Here is an 18,692-nt window from a genome sequence, read left to right as displayed (position 1 = left end):
AAAATTCCAATGCCCAAATCACTTCATCTATTATTAATGAAGAAACGCTTTCACTGCAAACCTCAAATATTAGAAAAAGCCCACACCGAAGTGTGGGCTCCTCATTCTGCAGCCTAAGCCGCAGTTTTAATTATTTTTGGATGGATGCTACCGCACCGGCACCAACTGTACGGCCGCCTTCGCGGATAGCGAAGCGAGTACCGTCTTCAAGTGCGATTGGAGCGATCAGTTCAACCGTAACCGTGATGTTATCGCCAGGCATAACCATCTCAGTGCCTTCTGGCAGGGAGATGATACCCGTAACGTCAGTTGTACGGAAGTAGAACTGTGGACGGTAACCCGTGAAAAAAGGTTTGTGACGTCCGCCCTCTTCTTTAGTCAGAACGTAGATTTGAGCCGTGAAGTTCGTGTGTGGTTTAACGGAACCTGGCTTTGCCAGAACTTGACCACGCTCGATATCTTTACGATCAACACCACGAAGCAATGCGCCGATGTTGTCACCAGCTTGCGCGGAATCAAGCAATTTACGGAACATCTCAACGCCTGTTACTACGCATTTGCGAGTTTCTTCAGCAATACCGATGATTTCGACTTCGTCGGATACTTTAACTACGCCACGCTCAACGCGTCCTGTAGCAACCGTACCACGGCCCGTGATTGTGAATACGTCCTCGACTGGCATAAGGAACGGCTTGTCAGTATCACGTTGTGGAGTTGGGATATAAGTATCAACTTGTTCGAACAGTTCAACGATTTTGTCAGCCCATGCACCATCAGGGTTTTGCAGCGCTTCACGAGCTGCACCGCGGATGATTGGAGTGTCGTCGCCTGGGAATTCATATTCGCTAAGAAGGTCGCGAACTTCCATCTCAACGAGTTCAAGCAACTCTTCGTCTTCAACCATGTCGCATTTGTTCAGGAATACGACGATGTAAGGTACGCCTACTTGACGGGAAAGCAGGATGTGTTCGCGCGTTTGCGGCATTGGACCGTCAGCTGCGGATACAACCAGGATAGCGCCGTCCATTTGTGCAGCGCCAGTGATCATGTTTTTAACATAGTCGGCATGGCCTGGGCAGTCAACGTGTGCGTAGTGACGGTTAGGCGTCTCGTACTCAACGTGTGCTGTGGAGATTGTGATACCGCGCTCGCGCTCTTCTGGCGCTTTGTCGATTTGGTCGAATGCTACAGCAGCACCACCGTATCTTTTGGAAAGAACAGTCGTGATTGCAGCAGTCAGCGTTGTTTTACCATGGTCGACGTGACCGATAGTACCGATGTTAACGTGCGGTTTATTACGTTCAAATTTAGCTTTAGCCATTGAACTCTTCCTCCTTAATATTGAGAAGATTATGTGATCGGCCGAATGGGAGCCGTTAGGTCTTCCATCATCCGGCCAACATGCAACTTATATCAAACAAGTTGTCTAAAGGACTGTTATTGAGCAGCGCCTTTGGATTTGGAGATGATCTCTTCCGAGATCGAACGAGGGACTTCTTCATAGTGCGAGAGCTCCATGGAGAATACGCCGCGTCCTTGCGTACCGGAACGAAGAGTCGTGGAGTAACCGAACATCTCAGCCAGAGGCACCTTAGCACGGACGATCAAAGCACCATGCTTCGTGTCCGAACCTTCGATACGACCGCGACGGGAGCTCAGCATACCCATCACATCGCCCATGTATTCTTCAGGAACGCTTACTTCTACTTTCATGATTGGCTCAAGCAAGATCGGATTACATTTATCCTTCGCTGCTTTAAGCGCCATCGATCCAGCAATTTTAAACGCCATCTCCGAGGAGTCGACATCATGGTAGGAACCGTCGACTACGACTGCTTTGATGTCGACGACCGGGAAGCCGGCAATGACACCATTTTTCATCGATTCTTCGATACCTGCTTGAATTGGAGCAATGAACTCACGCGGGATGGAACCACCCACGGTTTTGTTTTCAAATACAAAGCCCGCACCTGGTTCTTGCGGGGAGAATTCAACCCAGCAATGACCGAACTGACCACGACCGCCGGATTGGCGAACGAATTTGCCTTCGACCTTCGCAGCCGTTTTGAACGTCTCGCGGTAAGCAACTTGCGGCTTACCAACGTTCGTCTCGACTTTGAATTCACGAAGCATACGGTCAACTAGGATCTCAAGGTGAAGCTCGCCCATACCAGCGATAATCGTTTGGCCGGTCTCTTCGTCCGTGTGAGCACGGAACGTAGGATCTTCCTCGGACAGCTTTTGAAGAGCGATACCCATTTTGTCTTGGTCAGCTTTTGTCTTAGGCTCAACCGCAAGCTGGATAACCGGCTCAGGGAAGTTCATCGACTCAAGGATAACTGGGTTCTTCTCATCGCAAAGCGTATCGCCAGTAGTTGTATCTTTCAAACCTACTGCAGCCGCGATATCACCGGAGTAAACTTCGCTGATTTCTTGACGGCTGTTCGCATGCATTTGAAGGATACGACCAATACGTTCGCGTTTGCCTTTCGTTGCATTCACAACGTACGAACCGGAGCTAAGAACGCCGGAATATACGCGGAAGAACGTCAGCTTACCAACGTACGGGTCAGTCATGATTTTGAACGCCAATGCTGCGAAAGGCTGGTCGTCGGCAGATTTGCGGACCGTCTCTGTTCCATCTTCAAGGTGACCCTTGATATCCGGAACGTCGATTGGCGACGGCAAGTAGTCGACAACAGCGTCAAGCATCATTTGAACGCCTTTATTGCGGTACGAGGAACCAACGATTACCGGGAAGATCTTAACTTCGCAAACGCCTTTGCGAAGTGCCGATTTTAACTCAGCAACTGTGATTTCTTCGCCTTCGAGATATTTCATTGTGAGCTCTTCGTCAAGCTCAGCAACTTTCTCGATAAGTTCCAAGCGAACTTCTTCAACTTGATCCTTGTATTCTGCAGGGATTTCAATTTTCTCCGGATCTTTACCAAGATCGTCTTTGTATTTGTAAGCAACTCGCTCAATCAAGTCAATTACGCCTACGAAGTCGTTCTCTGCACCGATCGGCAATTGAATTGCCACTGCATTTGCGTTCAGACGCAAGCGCATGTCTCTAACAACGTTAAGGAAGTCTGCGCCGATAATGTCCATCTTATTGACGTATGCGATCCGCGGTACGCCGTAACGGTCAGCTTGACGCCATACCGTCTCGGATTGCGGTTCAACGCCCTCTTTCGCACTGAAAACACCAACGGCCCCGTCCAATACGCGCAGGGAACGTTCAACTTCTACCGTGAAGTCAACGTGCCCCGGGGTGTCGATAATATTGATGCGGTGTCCATCCCATTGAGCAGTCGTTGCAGCGGACGTAATCGTGATTCCGCGCTCCTGTTCCTGCTCCATCCAGTCCATCGTCGCTGCACCTTCGTGCACCTCGCCGATTTTGTGGGTACGGCCTGTGTAGAACAGAATCCGCTCCGTTGTGGTTGTTTTACCTGCGTCAATATGCGCCATGATCCCGATATTACGCGTATTTTTCAAGGAGAACTCTCTTGCCATAATTCAGTCTCCTTTCGATTATGCGAATCCTACCAACGATAGTGAGCGAATGCTTTATTCGCTTCAGCCATTTTGTGTGTATCTTCGCGTTTTTTCACGGATGAACCAGTGTTATTGGAAGCATCAATGATTTCAGCTGCCAAACGTTCTTCCATCGTTTTCTCGCCGCGGTTACGTGAATAGTTCACGAGCCAACGGAGACCAAGCGCCGTACGGCGTTCCGGTTTAACTTCGATCGGCACTTGATAGTTCGAACCGCCTACACGGCGTGCTTTAACTTCAAGTACTGGCATGATGTTCTTAATTGCTACTTCAAAAACTTCCATCGGGTCTTTGCCTGTACGTTCGTTGATGAGTTTGAAGGCATCATACAAAATCGTAGCGGCTACACCGCGCTTGCCGTCAACCATGATACGGTTGATCAAGCGAGTAACCAGCTTGCTGCTGTACATCGGATCTGGCAAAACATCGCGTTTTGTCACTGGACCTTTGCGTGGCATGTGGAAGTCCCCCTTTCTTCTAGTTTTACATTTTAGGATGAGGATAACCGTTCCCGGCTATGCCTGCATTATTTTTTAACTTTAGGACGTTTCGTTCCGTATTTGGAACGAGCTTGTTTACGGTTGTTTACGCCTGCAGTATCAAGCGCACCGCGAACGATGTGGTAACGAACACCCGGAAGATCTTTTACCCGGCCGCCGCGAACCAATACGACGCTATGCTCTTGAAGGTTATGACCGATACCGCCGATGTAAGCAGTTACCTCAACGCGGTTCGTCAAACGTACACGCGCATATTTCCGCAAAGCGGAGTTCGGTTTTTTCGGAGTCATCGTACCTACACGTGTGCAAACCCCGCGTTTTTGTGGCGAGCTGATGTTTGTTTCTTCACGTTTCAGTGCGTTGAAACCTCTTTGCAATGCTGGCGATTTCGATTTAACGACTTTCGCCTCACGGCCTTTACGGACCAGTTGGTTAATTGTTGGCATGTTGTGCATCCCCCTTCCTCACTTAGTAAAGCTTTCAAGACATATCGGCTTATTAAGCCCACAGATCCAGGCGGTTCATAAAGAAACAAACGAAAGTTTCTACCTTCCCTTCCGGTTCGGTAAAAACGACATGTTCTTATTCGATTTCCGGTACAACCGCTGCCATCGCCGCTCCAACTTCAATCCCGCAGGTTTCTCCGAGGCTCTTCATTGTTTCAGACCAGGTGATCGGTATTCCTGACAATTCGCAAAGCCGAACAATATTGTCCTTCAGCCGCGGATCTGCATCTTGCGCAACATAGACGAGACTAGCTTTGCGTTGCTCCACCATCTTCGTCGTCTGTTTACTACCTATAACGAATCGCATAATAACCTACCTTCCAAGTCAATCAAAACTGACAAGTGCAGAGGTTGTGCGATTAGGCACACTACGACATATTAGCACTTCCACTCGCATAATGTCAAGCTTCCACGCTTGTTTGAACCTTGAAAATATAGTAAACCGTCCGTCGGTTGCTCATTACAGAGCGGAGAGCGAATAGGTTTCTCCTTAAAAGGGGACCTGTTCGCTCTGCTCCCTCATGCAATGGTTTTATCGATTAAGATTCAATCGTAACCGTCTCGGCTTCGATCGATTGCTCTTCGGTCAACTCATCGTCCATGCCGGCGACATGTACGCTTCTATAGCGCTGCATGCCAGTGCCCGCAGGGATCAGCTTACCGATGATAACATTCTCTTTCAGACCGAGCAGCTGATCGACCTTGCCTTTGATCGCAGCATCCGTCAAGACGCGCGTCGTCTCTTGGAACGATGCAGCGGACAGGAAGGAATCCGTCTCGAGCGATGCTTTTGTAATACCGAGCAAGACCGGTTTGGCAACTGCCGGCTCTTTGCCAGACAGAATTGCTTCGCGGTTTGAAGCTTCGTACTCATGGATGTCGACGAATGCGCCTGGAAGAAGCGCAGTATCGCCGGCTTCGATGATACGAATCTTACGAAGCATCTGCTTCACCATAACCTCGATGTGCTTATCGTTGATTTCTACCCCTTGGTTCCGGTAAACGCGCTGAACTTCCTGCAAAATGTAGTTTTGCACGCCACGGATACCTTTGATACGGAGCATATCCTTCGGATCGATGGAACCATCCGTCAATTCATCGCCGGCTTCGATTTGCTTGCCTTTGACGACGCGGATACGCGAACCGAACGTAACGGCATACGTTTTGGATTCCGCTTCACCTTGCACTTCGATCTCACGGCGGTCCTTCGTCTCGCGAATGTCCTTAATAACGCCATCGATCTCGGAGATGATCGCTTGACCTTTCGGATTACGCGCTTCGAAGAGTTCTTGGATACGCGGCAAACCTTGCGTGATATCGTCTCCGGCTACGCCGCCGGTATGGAATGTACGCATGGTAAGCTGAGTTCCCGGTTCTCCGATCGATTGAGCAGCGATAATGCCGACTGCTTCGCCGATCTCGACGAATTTGCCCGTTGCCAAGTTACGTCCATAACAGATCTTGCACACGCCATGACGGGCGCGGCAGCTCAGTACGGAACGAATTTGGAGACGTTCAACGCCAGCCGCGATGATCTCTTCCGCTTTGTTGGAATCGATCAGCTGGTTGCGCTGAAGAATAACTTCGCCGGTTTGCGGATGGCGAACCGTTTCGAACGAGTAACGTCCTTCAATACGGTCATACAGGTCCTCGATAACCTCTTTACCGTCTTGAATTTTGCTGACCGAGAACCCTTTATCCGTACCGCAATCGTCTTCGCGAACGATAACGTCCTGCGCAACGTCGACAAGACGACGAGTAAGATAACCGGAGTCAGCTGTACGAAGGGCGGTATCGGCAAGACCTTTACGTGCACCGTGCGTCGAGATAAAGTACTCGAGGACGGTCAGACCTTCGCGGAAGTTCGACTTGATCGGCAACTCGATGATCCGGCCGGATGGGTTGGCCATCAGACCGCGCATGCCGCCGAGCTGCGTGATTTGAGATTTATTACCCCGTGCTTTGGAATCGACCATGAGCATGATGGAGTTGTAGCGATCCATCGATTTCATGAGGATTTCCGTAATTTGATCCTTCGTTTTGCTCCAGATCTCGATGACACGGTCATAGCGTTCTTCGTTCGTAATCAAACCACGACGGTATTGATTCGTAACGACTTTAACTTTATCTTCGGATTCTCTCAGGATTTCCTGTTTTTCCGGCGGCACGATAACGTCGGCAACAGCAACCGTGATACCTGCACGCGTGGAATACGTGAATCCGAGTTGTTTAATATGGTCAAGCATGATAGAGGTACGCGTCGTATGGTATTGACGGAAGCATTCCGCAATAATCAAGCCGAGGTACTCTTTACCTACGCCGCCGATTTGAGGCAGGCCGTTCAAGAATTGAACGAGATCTGCGCCCTTCTCATGAACGAAATATTTATCCGGCGTGCCTTGCAGCAAGTTCACCTTGGTAGGTTCGTTGATATAAGGGAAGTCGGCCGGGTAAATCTCGTTGAAGATCACTTTACCGACGGTTGTGCAGATCAACGACGCTTTCTGCTGCGCTTCCGTGAAGGAAGTTTTCTTCAGTACCTTAACAGGGACAAAGATCCGCGCATGCAGCGATACGATGCCGCGTTGATATGCCGATATCGCTTCGTTGACCGTTGCGAACACAGAACCGTTGCCTTTACCCTCTGCATTGTCCATCGTCAGGTAGAAGCTGCCGAGGACCATATCCTGAGAAGGCGTAACGACAGGCTTGCCGTCTTTCGGGTTCAAAATGTTGCCCGATGCAAGCATCAACAACCTGGCTTCAGCTTGCGCCTCGGCGGAAAGCGGTACGTGAACAGCCATTTGGTCACCGTCGAAGTCAGCGTTGTAAGCCGTACATACGAGCGGGTGAAGCTTGATGGCGCGGCCTTCGACCAAGATCGGTTCAAATGCCTGGATACCGAGTCTGTGAAGCGTAGGGGCACGGTTCAACAGAACCGGATGCTCCTTGATGACTTCTTCGAGCACATCCCATACTTCCGGGCTTACGCGCTCAACTTTACGTTTCGCGCTTTTAATGTTGTGAGCCAGGTTTTTGTTGACCAGCTCTTTCATTACGAACGGTTTAAAGAGCTCAAGCGCCATTTCTTTCGGCAAACCGCATTGGAACATTTTCAGGCTAGGACCGACGACGATAACGGAACGACCGGAATAGTCAACCCGTTTACCGAGCAAGTTCTGACGGAAACGTCCTTGTTTACCTTTCAGCATATGGCTGAGCGATTTAAGCGGACGGTTACCCGGACCCGTTACCGGGCGGCCGCGGCGGCCGTTATCGATCAAAGCATCAACCGCTTCTTGGAGCATCCGTTTCTCGTTCTGCACGATGATATCCGGAGCGCCCAGGTCAAGCAGACGCTTCAAACGATTGTTCCGGTTGATTACGCGACGGTACAAGTCATTCAAGTCGGACGTTGCGAAACGACCGCCATCCAGTTGAACCATCGGACGAAGCTCCGGAGGAATGACAGGCAGTACATCAAGAATCATCCATTCCGGCATATTGCCGGAGTTGCGGAAGGCTTCGATGACTTCAAGGCGCTTGATCGCACGGTTACGGCGTTGACCTTGCGCCGTGCGAAGATCTTCCTTCAATTGCTCGAGCTCGCGCTCCACGTCGATGTCCTGAAGCAGCTTCTTAACCGCTTCGGCACCCATGCCTGCATGGAATCCATACCCGTACTTCTCGCGGTAACTCCGATATTCCTTCTCGGACAGGAGCTGTTTCTTCTCCAGCGGCGTGTCACCTGGATCCGTTACAACATAAGATGCGAAGTAAATGATCTCTTCCAGGGAGCGCGGCGACATGTCCAGCGCGAGACCCATACGGCTCGGAATACCTTTGAAATACCAAATATGCGATACAGGAGCTGCAAGCTCGATGTGCCCCATACGCTCACGGCGCACCTTTGCACGCGTAACCTCGACGCCGCAGCGGTCACAAACGACGCCTTTATAACGAACGCGTTTATATTTGCCGCAATGGCATTCCCAGTCTTTCGTCGGTCCGAAGATCTTCTCGCAGAAGAGACCTTCTTTCTCCGGCTTAAGCGTCCTATAGTTAATCGTTTCCGGTTTCTTTACTTCTCCGCGGGACCACGATCGGATTTTATCCGGAGATGCCAATCCAATCTTCATATACTCGAAGTTGTTCACGTCCAACAAGGAGCAACCCTCCTTCGTCATGGTTCACTTGTCTATTGTTGCCTTAATGCCGTTCAGCCGGTTTGCGCCCGCGAAGGCGCTCCCCGGCTTGATTCGCCCGTGAAGACGAATCGGCATCGTGCTATTCTAAGCCGCGGAAACTGTTACTCCACGCCGACTTCCGTACCTTCAAGATTGAGGTTCAATTTGTCCGAGGCACCGTCGTCCTCGTCGTCCATTTCTTTCATTTCGATCTCTTCTTCGTTCTCGGACAGAATCTTAACGTCCATGCCCAAGCTTTGAAGCTCCTTGATCAAAACCTTGAACGATTCAGGAACGCCCGGTTCTGGCACGTTCTCACCTTTGACGATAGACTCATAGGTTTTGACACGACCGACGACATCATCGGACTTGACGGTCAAAATCTCCTGCAGCGTATAAGCAGCGCCGTAGGCCTCAAGCGCCCAAACCTCCATCTCCCCGAAACGCTGTCCGCCGAATTGAGCTTTACCGCCCAATGGCTGCTGCGTAACAAGCGAGTATGGACCTGTGGAACGAGCATGGATTTTATCGTCAACCATGTGCGCCAGTTTGATCATATACATGACACCGACGGTAACTTCCCGCTCGAACGGCTCGCCGGAGCGTCCATCGTACAAGATCGTTTTACCGTTACGCTGCATGCCCGCCTCTTCCATGGAGTCGAATACGTCGTACTCGCGCGCTCCATCGAATACCGGCGTTGCAGCATGGATGCCAAGACGCTTGCAGGCCATGCCCAAGTGAACCTCGAGCACTTGACCGATGTTCATCCGCGAAGGAACGCCCAGCGGGTTAAGAACAACCTCTACAGGCGTGCCATCCGGCAGGAACGGCATATCTTCCTCAGGAAGGATACGGGCAATAACACCTTTATTACCATGGCGTCCCGCCATCTTATCCCCTTCGGAGATTTTCCGTTTCTGAGCGATGTATGCACGTACCAATTGATTCACGCCAGGAGGCAGCTCATCGCCGTTCTCGCGGGTGAAGACCTTCACGTCCACGACGATACCGTCCGTACCATGCGGAACGCGGAGGCTTGTGTCACGTACTTCACGTGCTTTCTCGCCAAAGATCGCATGCAGCAAACGTTCCTCGGCCGTCAGTTCCGTAACGCCTTTCGGCGTTACCTTGCCGACGAGAATGTCGCCTGCGCTGATTTCGGCACCGACCCGGATAATACCGCGCTCATCCAAGTTACGCAGCGCTTCTTCGCCCACGTTCGGAATGTCCCGCGTGATTTCCTCCGGTCCGAGCTTCGTGTCACGCGCTTCCGATTCGTATTCTTCAATATGAATCGACGTGTACACGTCTTCTTTAACCAGCTTCTCGCTTAGTAGGATAGCATCCTCGTAGTTGTAGCCTTCCCATGTCATGAACGCAACGACGACATTACGGCCGAGGGCCAATTCGCCCATTTCCGTGGAAGGACCGTCAGCAAGGATGTCGCCTTTCTTCACGATATCGCCTTTATGGCAAATCGGACGTTGGTTAATGCACGTACCTTGGTTAGAACGCATAAACTTATGCAGCTTATGTTTGATCAGATCGCCGGTAACCGGTTTGCCGTCTACCATCTCAACGCGGCGCACCCAAATTTCATTGGCCGACACGCGCTCGACGATACCGTCATGTTTGGAGACAATACATACGCCGGAGTCTTTCGCAGACTTATGCTCCATGCCGGTACCGACAAGCGGCGACTTCGGAATAAGCAGCGGAACGGCTTGCCGCTGCATGTTGGATCCCATGAGCGCACGGTTGGAGTCATCGTTCTCGAGGAACGGAATGAGCGCCGTTGCGACGGATACAACTTGTTTCGGCGAAACGTCCATATAGTCTACGCGCTCTGTCGGCATCGTAAGAATATTGTCAGCTTGCTTGTTATATCGAACGATAACCGCGTCTTCCACGAACTTGCCCTCTTGGTCAAGCTTCGCGTTCGCTTGCGCGATAACGTAGTTATCTTCTTCATCTGCAGTCAGGTAGGCAATCTGTTCCGTTACGATCCCGACCTTCGGATCCACCCAACGATATGGCGCCTCGATGAACCCGTACTCGTTAATACGAGCGAACGTGGACAAGGAGTTGATCAAACCGATGTTCGGACCTTCCGGCGTTTCGATTGGACACATACGGCCGTAATGGGAATTATGAACGTCTCGAACCTCGAAGCCCGCGCGTTCACGCGTCAGACCGCCCGGTCCCAGTGCGGATAGACGACGCTTATGCGTAAGTTCCGCAAGCGGATTTGTCTGATCCATAAACTGCGACAATTGCGAGGATCCGAAGAACTCTTTGATCGACGCAATAACGGGACGTATGTTGATGAGCGCCTGAGGCGTAATGGCATTCGCGTCTTGAATGGACATCCGCTCGCGGACAACGCGCTCCATGCGGGACAAGCCGATACGGAACTGGTTCTGCAGCAACTCGCCAACCGAACGCAAACGACGGTTACCCAAGTGGTCGATATCGTCGGTACTTCCGATTCCATGAAGCAAGTCGATGAAGTAATTAATGGAAGCGATGATGTCCGCAGGCGTGATATGCTTAACCGCCTTGTCAATGACACCGTTCGCGATAATCTTAATGACCTTACTATCATCAAGCGGAGAGAATACGCTCAGCGTTTGAAGAGGTATACTATCTGCATCAAGCACGCCGTTCGCAACTTGGTATGTCTTGAAGCCGACATTGTTCTCCAAGTAAGGAATCAACTCATCCAGCAAACGACGATCGACGACTTGGCCGGCCTCAGCCAGGATTTCTCCTGTAGACGGGTCGAACAAGGTCTCAGCCAAACGCTGGTTGAAGAGACGGTTCTTGATATGCAGCTTTTTATTGATCTTGTAACGGCCGACATTCGCCAGATCATAGCGCTTTGGATCAAAGAAACGCGCAACGAGCAAGCTCTTCGCGTTATCCAGCGTCGGCGGTTCGCCCGGACGAAGTCTTTCGTAAATTTCGATAAGCGCTTTTTCAGTGGAATCCGTATTGTCTTTATCGAGCGTGTTCCGAATATACTCGTCATGCCCCAGCAAATCCAAAATTTCGGCATCTGTACCAAAACCGAGCGCACGCAGAAGAACCGTGACCGGAATTTTACGAGTGCGGTCAATACGGACATAAATAATGTCCTTCGCATCGGTTTCAAGCTCCAGCCATGCACCGCGGTTCGGAATCACCGTAGCCGTATAATTTTTCTTGCCGTTTTTGTCCACTTTCGTGCTAAAGTAAACGCTAGGCGAACGAACCAATTGGCTGACGATAACGCGTTCCGCGCCGTTGATGATGAACGTACCTGTCTCGGTCATCAGCGGGAAATCACCCATGAACACTTCTTGCTCTTTCACTTCACCGGTTTCCTTGTTGATAAGCCGAACTTTGACGCGTAGCGGAGCTGCATACGTCACGTCGCGTTCCTTCGACTCATCGACAGAATACTTAGGCTCGCCTAGTGAATAGTCGATGAACTCAAGCATCAAATTACCCGTAAAATCCTGAATCGGCGAGATGTCTTGGAAAAGCTCAAGCAAGTCCTTATCCAAAAACTTCTCGTACGATTTTTGTTGGATTTCAATCAGGTTCGGAACTTCGAGCACCTCGCGGATGCGGGCATAGCTTCTACGCGTGCGACGCCCATACTGAACAAGTTGTCCTGCCAACTTAACCTCACCCCTCATGTCTGCTTCACAGAAAGTGAACAATGACCTTGTATACACAAACATTGCTGTAACCAGAATGTGCAGCAGGCAAATTCTGATTCAAATAAAGAAAAGCCCTTATCGAAAATTCGAAAAAAGAGCGTGCTTCTGTCAGTCAACGTTCTACGCGGCACAACCGGTAAAAGTCTCATATCAAGTAATTTTGACCCAAAATGTAAACATTATACGTCAAATCCGCTTCTTTTATACGTTTAAAATAGCGCTTGACATTTTAGTCGACTAAAGAGAATGCGCCCATTTTAATGCTGACATTTTATAATGATACCACATCGGGGAAGTCGCGTCAATAAATGATTCTGTTTCCCTATTGCTCTTTGCGAGCCCTGAATATGCGGTATCCTTTTTCTTTCGTCACTTCCTCCACGAAGCCATAGACAGCTTCAAGCTTGGCCTCCGCTGACGGCGCCCCTTGCTTCTTCTGAATGACGACCCACATGGATCCTCCCGGCTTCAACAGGTGGAAGCCTTCCTCAAAGATTCGGTGCACGACCTCTTTACCAGCCCGGATTGGCGGATTCGTAATAATCACATCGAATAGCTGTCCTTGGATACTCTCATAAATATCGCTCTGTACGGCAGCCGCATTGCTCACGCCATTCAATATGGCATTCTCATTTGCCAGCGCAACGGCCCGCTCGTTGACATCGATCATTGTCACGTTCCCGGCCGGAGCAAGCTTCGCAGCTGTGATGCCAATGGGACCGTAGCCGCAGCCGACATCCAAAATGCGATCGCGTTCGCCAAGTTCAAGCGCATCAATCAACACGCGGCTTCCAAAATCTATGCCCGTCTTCGAAAAGACGCCTGCATCCGTCGTAAAACGCAGTTTATTCCCGCGAAGCACGGTTTCAAGCTGCTGACGATCATGCCTGGCTCCCGGCGTTTGCGTGTAATAATGGTCCGACATGCTTTCCCTCCTGTTTCCTGCCGGCATGCCCATTCATAAGGAAACCCCTTGAAGCGAACGCTTCAAGGGGTCTGCCTCTGATGAGCGGGTAATTACTTCACTTCTACGGAAGCGCCAGCTTCTTCGAGTTTAGCTTTAACAGCTTCAGCATCCTCTTTGGATACTTTTTCTTTGATTGCTTTAGGAGCGCCGTCAACAAGATCTTTCGCTTCTTTCAGGCCAAGACCTGTGATTTCGCGAACGACTTTGATAACGTTGATTTTGGAAGCACCAGCGTTGTTCAAGATAACGTCGAACTCGGATTGTTCTTCGACTACAGCTGCAGCTGCGCCGCCGCCGAATGCTACAGGCGCTGCAGCAGTTACGCCGAATTCTTCTTCGATTGCTTTAACCAGGTCGTTCAGTTCAAGAACGTTCATGCCTTTGATGGCTTCCAAGATTTGCTCTTTACTCATGAGATAAACCTCCAATAATTTGTTTTAGTTTGGTCGTGCCAATGATCCGGCAAGCCGGAATTAAAAGATTTCCTAAGCTTCTTGCTTCTCTGCAACAGCTTTAACCGCAAGGGCGAAGTTGCGCATAGGTGCTTGGAGCACGCTGAGGAGCATGGAGAGCAAACCTTCGCGGGATGGCAGGTCTGCCAGCGCTTTGATTTGATCCGCATTAAATACTTGACCTTCAACTACGCCGCCTTTAAGTTTCAAAGCGTCGTTCTTCTTAGCGAAGTCAGCCAGAATTTTGGCTGGAGCAACTGCGTCCTCTTTGCTGAATGCGATAGCCGTTGGGCCAGCAAGAACAGCATCCAATTCGCTCAGTTCTGCGTTTGCAGTCGCACGGCGAACGAGCGAGTTTTTCAAGACTTGAAACTCGACGTTAGCTTCGCGCAATTGTTTACGCAGTTCCGTTACTTGCGCAACGTTAAGACCACGGTAATCGGCTACGACCGTGCTGGAGCTCTCGCGAAGTTTCGCCGTGATTTCCGCAACTGCCTGCTCTTTACCTTCAATAATTTTTGCGTTTGCCAAAATGTACACCTCCCGTTATGTTGTCAACATCCCGATTGTTGCAGCGGAATCCTTCCCCGCGATGCATGAGAAAGGCCCCCGCAGACAGAGCGAAGGCCATGATGGTCCGTTACTCGCCCACCGCAAGGATGGGCGCACAAACACGTTTATCATAACACCTCGGTAGGGAATTAAGCCGGTGGCCGGCACCTACTGTCTTCGGTATGCATATTCGATTCTCAAATTCCCGTCTGATCTCTTAGCGGAACGAAGCAGCGTTCAAACGCGCGCCAGGTCCCATCGTGGAGGAAACGGAAATGCCTTTCAGGTAAACCCCTTTAGCCGCAGCAGGCTTTGCGCGGTTCAGAGCATCAATCAGCGTTTTCAAGTTTTCGTTCAGCTTCTCGGAGTCGAACGATACCTTACCGATTGGTGCATGGATTTGACCTGCTCTGTCAAGACGGTATTCAATCTTACCAGCCTTGATTTCTTGCACGGCTTTCGTAACGTCGAACGTTACAGTACCCGCCTTAGGGTTAGGCATAAGGCCTTTACCGCCGAGGATACGGCCGAGCTTACCAACTTCAGCCATCATGTCCGGAGTCGCGACGCAAACGTCGAACTCGAACCAGCCTTGTTGAATTTTAGCGATTACGTCAGCATCGCCGACATAATCCGCGCCAGCGGCTTCTGCTTCTTTGGCTTTGTCGCCCTTAGCAAAAACGAGAACGCGTTTCGTTTTACCAGTACCGTGCGGAAGTACAACGACGCCACGAACGGCTTGGTCTTGTTTCTTAGGATCTACGCCCAGACGCACAGCAACTTCAACCGTTTCGTCGAATTTCGCTGTAGCGGCTTTCTTAACAAGCTCGATCGCTTCGGCAGACTCGTAAGTCGCTTCTACGTCAATCAGCTTTACAGCTTCTTGGTATTTCTTGCCGTGTTTAGCCATTAGAAATTTCCTCCTTATGTGGTAGTAGCGGAAAATCCTCCAATCTATCCCCGGAGACCCTCCCACCCGATGGAACACTGCGCCCCACCGGTCAGACAACGCACTCTAGCGTGTCTATAAAGCATGTGTGCCAATCGACGATTAGTCCTCGATGACAACGCCCATGCTGCGTGCAGTACCTTCAACCATGCGCATTGCTGCTTCTACAGAAGCTGCGTTAAGGTCAGGCATTTTTTGTTCAGCGATCTCGCGAACGACGGAACGCTTAACCGTTGCGACTTTCTTCTTGTTAGGCTCGCCCGATCCCTTAGCGATCTTAGCAGCAACGCGAAGAAGTACAGCAGCCGGCGGCGTTTTCGTTTCGAATGTAAACGAGCGATCCTCGAATACGGTGATTACAACCGGAATGATAAGTCCCGCTTGATCAGCCGTACGAGCATTGAACTCTTTACAGAACGCCATGATGTTAACACCTGCTTGACCTAGCGCTGGACCGATCGGCGGAGCCGGATTCGCTTTACCCGCTGGAACTTGCAGTTTTACCAACTTGATGACCTTTTTTGCCATGATGAACACCTCCTTGCCGTAGTAATCACACGTCCGCAGCGCAGACCAGGTCTAGTTAGACCTTTTCCACTTGGCCGTAGTCCAGCTCAACTGGCGTCTCTCTGCCGAACATGTTGACATGAACCTTCAGCTTGCTTTTGTCGAGCAGAATTTCTTCCACCGTTCCGACAAAGTTAGCGAATGGCCCGACCTTAACGCGCACCGTTTCCTTCAAATCGAATTCGATTTTCGGTTTCGGTTCTTCCATGCCCATGTGTTTCAAAATTTGTTCCACTTCATCAGGCAAAAGCGGAGTTGGTTTTGAACCAGAGCCTGTCGAACCGACAAATCCGGTTACGCCTGGAGTGTTACGAACCACATACCAAGAATCGTCGGTTTGAACCATCTCGACGAGGACATAGCCGGGGTAAACTTTACGCATGACGGTCTTTTTCTTACCGTCCTTGTCTACCACTTCTTCCTCCATCGGGACGAGCACGCGGAAGATCTTGTCCTCCATGCCCATAGATTCAACACGCTTCTCGAGGTTCGCTTTCACTTTGTTCTCATAACCCGAGTAGGTGTGAACAACATACCATCTTTTTTCCATCATTTCCATAACAAGCCACCCTTGGCCCCTTCTTAAACAATCAGTTCGACCAATGCGGAAATTCCAATGTCAAGTACCCAGAAGTAAATTGTCATCGCTATGATCGTGAAGAAAACCACGAGCGAATAGCTAGTCAATTCTTTTCGGCTTGGCCAGCGGACTTTCTTCAATTCCGCGAAGCTGTCGGTGAAGAAGGAAAACGTCGACCCGAAGCTTTGCTTCAGTTTAGCTAAAAATGCCACGTCCACACCTCCAAAATGACCTATCTTGTTTCGCGATGAGGAGTATGCTCGTTACAATACTTGCAAAACTTCTTCATCTCAATACGGTCGGGGTGATTCCGTTTGTTCTTGCTGGAAGCATAGTTTCTTTGTTTGCAGTTTGTGCAAGCCAACGTAATAATTACCCGCATTGTTGACACCTCCCAAACTAAGCATGGATAAAGTTTGCTGCGCTGTATGTGAATCTAGCCTGATTGACCCATAATAAAAAAAGACCTATTTAGGGCTACCAAAACACTTTATCACAAGCACTAGGGAGTGTCAATGGAAAACCGTGCCGCAGCACCTCTCTATCAGCTAGGCAATTGTACGTTTTGGCTCGAGGCACAACAGCGCAAACAGGCGAAAATTTTCTCTTCGTCATCAACCAGTATCGTCACCAATCCGTGGTTTCAAACGCCGAAAACCCTTCCCATTAAAAAAGAGCCTTAACGGCTCTAATTAGACAAAGTTAAATTCCGATATCTCGAACTTCTAAATATCGCTCGAGCTTGCGCTTCACGCGCTGCAACGCATTATCGATCGACTTCACGTGGCGGTCCAAATCAACGGCGATTTCCTGGTAGGATTTTCCATCCAAATAAAGCATCAATACTTTGCGTTCCAAGTCGCTCAATATCTCAGACATCTTGTCTTCCAGGCCTACAAATTCCTCCTGGTTGATAATCAGCTCTTCCGGATCCGATACGCGGGTCCCGCAGATGACGTCCAGAAGCGTCCGGTCGGAATCTTCGTCGTAGATCGGCTTGTCCAGCGAGACGTATGAATTCAGCGGAATGTGCTTCTGGCGCGTAGCCGTCTTAATGGCCGTAATGATCTGCCTCGTGATGCACAGCTCAGCGAATGCCTTGAACGACGCCAGCTTCTCGCCTCTGAAATCCCGTATTGCTTTATAAAGCCCGATCATGCCCTCTTGCACAATATCTTCGCGATCGGCCCCGATGAGAAAATAGGAACGCGCTTTGGCACGGACAAAGTTCTTATATTTATTAATTAAATACTCCAACGCTTCGCCGTCGCCTTCGCGAACCAATTCGACCACGTCTTCGTCCGTTTTGCAGTCAAAGTCCAGCGTTTTCCAATCTCTGAGGTCGATGCTCACGAACAATCCCTCCGGCTCGAAAGGCATAAAAGCCCTTAACTTCAGCAGCTAAAACTATTTACCGGCCCGCAATGTCTTATCAACAGATCGTGTTCGCTAGAATATGGGATAATCTAGCAGCTATCACCGTTCAGAAACATAGACCCAGTATACAGTACGTAACCTTTAAACGTCAATGAGGATCACCGCAAAACAACACTAACTATATGGAATAAATGGGATTTCAAACCGTTAATTTTGGTTTATACGTCAAATAACCTCACTTGCGCATGGCATATGGATCCGGTCACTTTCCGCCCCTGCGCCACTTTTCTAATTTCAAGCGGACTTCCATGCTAAGATTGCCATCCAGCTCATTGCGGACTTGGCTCTTATGTTCAACCTTTTGTTCAATCGCTTTACGGTTCTGTTTGAGTTCGATGAGCAGCTCGCGGGCGGATAAGCGAAGCGCTCCCTTACCGAAGGTCACGTGCTGCTCGGCCATGTCGGACGTGGCGACATGAATGTTGCGGCTTCGCATGGCAAGCTCCGCGGCAAGCCGCTCGATGCAGGCGTCAGCCGTTTCCTTCTCCTTCGTAAAGACAACCGTCAAGCGGTGCTGTTTGAACGTGGATCCTGCGCCCGGCACTTGATGCGCGTCGAACACGACGACGACCATCAACCCCGTGAAGCCCTGGTAATCCGCAAGCATCTCGAGCAAACGGTCGCGCGCATCCTCCAACCCCTTGTCCCGCAAGGACGCAAGCTCCGGCCAAGCGCCGATCATATTGTAGCCGTCAACGAGCAGAACGTCATCGCGCCGCCGCAC

17 protein-coding genes and 1 other annotated feature are annotated in these 18,692 nt (G+C 50.3%); all 17 genes read right to left on the bottom strand.

The features are described 5' to 3' along the window. Positions 1-130: 130 nt before the first annotated feature. The 17 genes from tuf to GT003_RS30155 all read right to left on the bottom strand — a co-directional run bounded on the left by tuf (position 131) and on the right by GT003_RS30155 (position 18,692). Positions 131-1,321 carry an elongation factor Tu gene (gene tuf, locus GT003_RS30235; RefSeq protein WP_116191465.1) on the bottom strand — a complete coding sequence of 397 codons (1,191 nt, stop codon included), beginning with the start codon at positions 1,319-1,321 and terminating at the stop codon, positions 131-133. A 116-nt stretch (positions 1,322-1,437) separates the two neighbouring features. Further along, a complete protein-coding gene (fusA, locus tag GT003_RS30230; RefSeq protein WP_161705074.1) occupies positions 1,438-3,519 on the bottom strand; it encodes an elongation factor G in 2,082 nt (693 codons plus the stop codon). 29 nt (positions 3,520-3,548) lie between these two features. Then, entirely contained in the window at positions 3,549-4,019 is a 471-nt protein-coding gene (gene rpsG / locus GT003_RS30225; RefSeq protein WP_161705072.1) for a 30S ribosomal protein S7, read from the bottom strand. A gap of 68 nt (positions 4,020-4,087) precedes the next feature. After that, complete coding sequence (rpsL, locus tag GT003_RS30220; RefSeq protein ID WP_161705070.1) at positions 4,088-4,507, bottom strand: 30S ribosomal protein S12; 420 nt, start codon at positions 4,505-4,507, stop codon at positions 4,088-4,090. 136 nt (positions 4,508-4,643) lie between these two features. Further along, positions 4,644-4,874 carry a ribosomal L7Ae/L30e/S12e/Gadd45 family protein gene (locus tag GT003_RS30215; protein ID WP_161705069.1) on the bottom strand — a complete coding sequence of 77 codons (231 nt, stop codon included), beginning with the start codon at positions 4,872-4,874 and terminating at the stop codon, positions 4,644-4,646. A gap of 232 nt (positions 4,875-5,106) precedes the next feature. Continuing rightward, positions 5,107-8,733, bottom strand: a complete 3,627-nt coding sequence (gene rpoC / locus GT003_RS30210; RefSeq protein WP_161705067.1) for a DNA-directed RNA polymerase subunit beta' — start codon at positions 8,731-8,733, stop codon at positions 5,107-5,109. Between the two features lie 143 nt (positions 8,734-8,876). After that, positions 8,877-12,440 carry a DNA-directed RNA polymerase subunit beta gene (gene rpoB / locus GT003_RS30205; RefSeq protein ID WP_161705065.1) on the bottom strand — a complete coding sequence of 1,188 codons (3,564 nt, stop codon included), beginning with the start codon at positions 12,438-12,440 and terminating at the stop codon, positions 8,877-8,879. 346 nt (positions 12,441-12,786) lie between these two features. Continuing rightward, positions 12,787-13,389: a class I SAM-dependent methyltransferase gene (locus GT003_RS30200; RefSeq protein ID WP_161705063.1), complete on the bottom strand. Its 603-nt coding sequence runs from the start codon at positions 13,387-13,389 to the stop codon at positions 12,787-12,789. Positions 13,390-13,481: 92 nt separating this feature from the next. Further along, on the bottom strand, positions 13,482-13,844 hold the full coding sequence (gene rplL, locus GT003_RS30195) for a 50S ribosomal protein L7/L12 (RefSeq protein ID WP_161705061.1): 363 nt from the start codon (positions 13,842-13,844) through the stop codon (positions 13,482-13,484). Positions 13,845-13,916: 72 nt separating this feature from the next. Next, positions 13,917-14,414, bottom strand: a complete 498-nt coding sequence (gene rplJ, locus GT003_RS30190) for a 50S ribosomal protein L10 (protein ID WP_161705059.1) — start codon at positions 14,412-14,414, stop codon at positions 13,917-13,919. Between the two features lie 59 nt (positions 14,415-14,473). Further along, positions 14,474-14,634, bottom strand: a sequence feature (ribosomal protein L10 leader region). A gap of 18 nt (positions 14,635-14,652) precedes the next feature. Continuing rightward, entirely contained in the window at positions 14,653-15,345 is a 693-nt protein-coding gene (gene rplA / locus GT003_RS30185; protein WP_161705057.1) for a 50S ribosomal protein L1, read from the bottom strand. A gap of 141 nt (positions 15,346-15,486) precedes the next feature. Beyond that, entirely contained in the window at positions 15,487-15,912 is a 426-nt protein-coding gene (rplK, locus tag GT003_RS30180) for a 50S ribosomal protein L11 (protein ID WP_090583195.1), read from the bottom strand. A 55-nt stretch (positions 15,913-15,967) separates the two neighbouring features. Then, complete coding sequence (gene nusG / locus GT003_RS30175; RefSeq protein ID WP_161705150.1) at positions 15,968-16,501, bottom strand: transcription termination/antitermination protein NusG; 534 nt, start codon at positions 16,499-16,501, stop codon at positions 15,968-15,970. A gap of 32 nt (positions 16,502-16,533) precedes the next feature. Beyond that, positions 16,534-16,743: a preprotein translocase subunit SecE gene (gene secE, locus GT003_RS30170; protein WP_161705055.1), complete on the bottom strand. Its 210-nt coding sequence runs from the start codon at positions 16,741-16,743 to the stop codon at positions 16,534-16,536. Between the two features lie 20 nt (positions 16,744-16,763). Then, positions 16,764-16,913 carry a 50S ribosomal protein L33 gene (gene rpmG / locus GT003_RS30165; RefSeq protein WP_090583192.1) on the bottom strand — a complete coding sequence of 50 codons (150 nt, stop codon included), beginning with the start codon at positions 16,911-16,913 and terminating at the stop codon, positions 16,764-16,766. Between the two features lie 320 nt (positions 16,914-17,233). Then, a complete protein-coding gene (gene sigH / locus GT003_RS30160; RefSeq protein ID WP_161705053.1) occupies positions 17,234-17,884 on the bottom strand; it encodes an RNA polymerase sporulation sigma factor SigH in 651 nt (216 codons plus the stop codon). A 286-nt stretch (positions 17,885-18,170) separates the two neighbouring features. After that, positions 18,171-18,692, bottom strand: coding sequence for an NYN domain-containing protein (locus GT003_RS30155; protein WP_161705051.1), 522 nt, complete (start codon positions 18,690-18,692; stop codon positions 18,171-18,173).

This window comes from Paenibacillus sacheonensis (assembly GCF_009909195.1).
Taxonomy (GTDB): domain Bacteria; phylum Bacillota; class Bacilli; order Paenibacillales; family Paenibacillaceae; genus Paenibacillus_Z; species Paenibacillus_Z sacheonensis.
The sequence above is the reverse complement of the archived record's forward strand: the minus strand, read 5'-3'. Positions and strand labels throughout refer to the sequence as shown.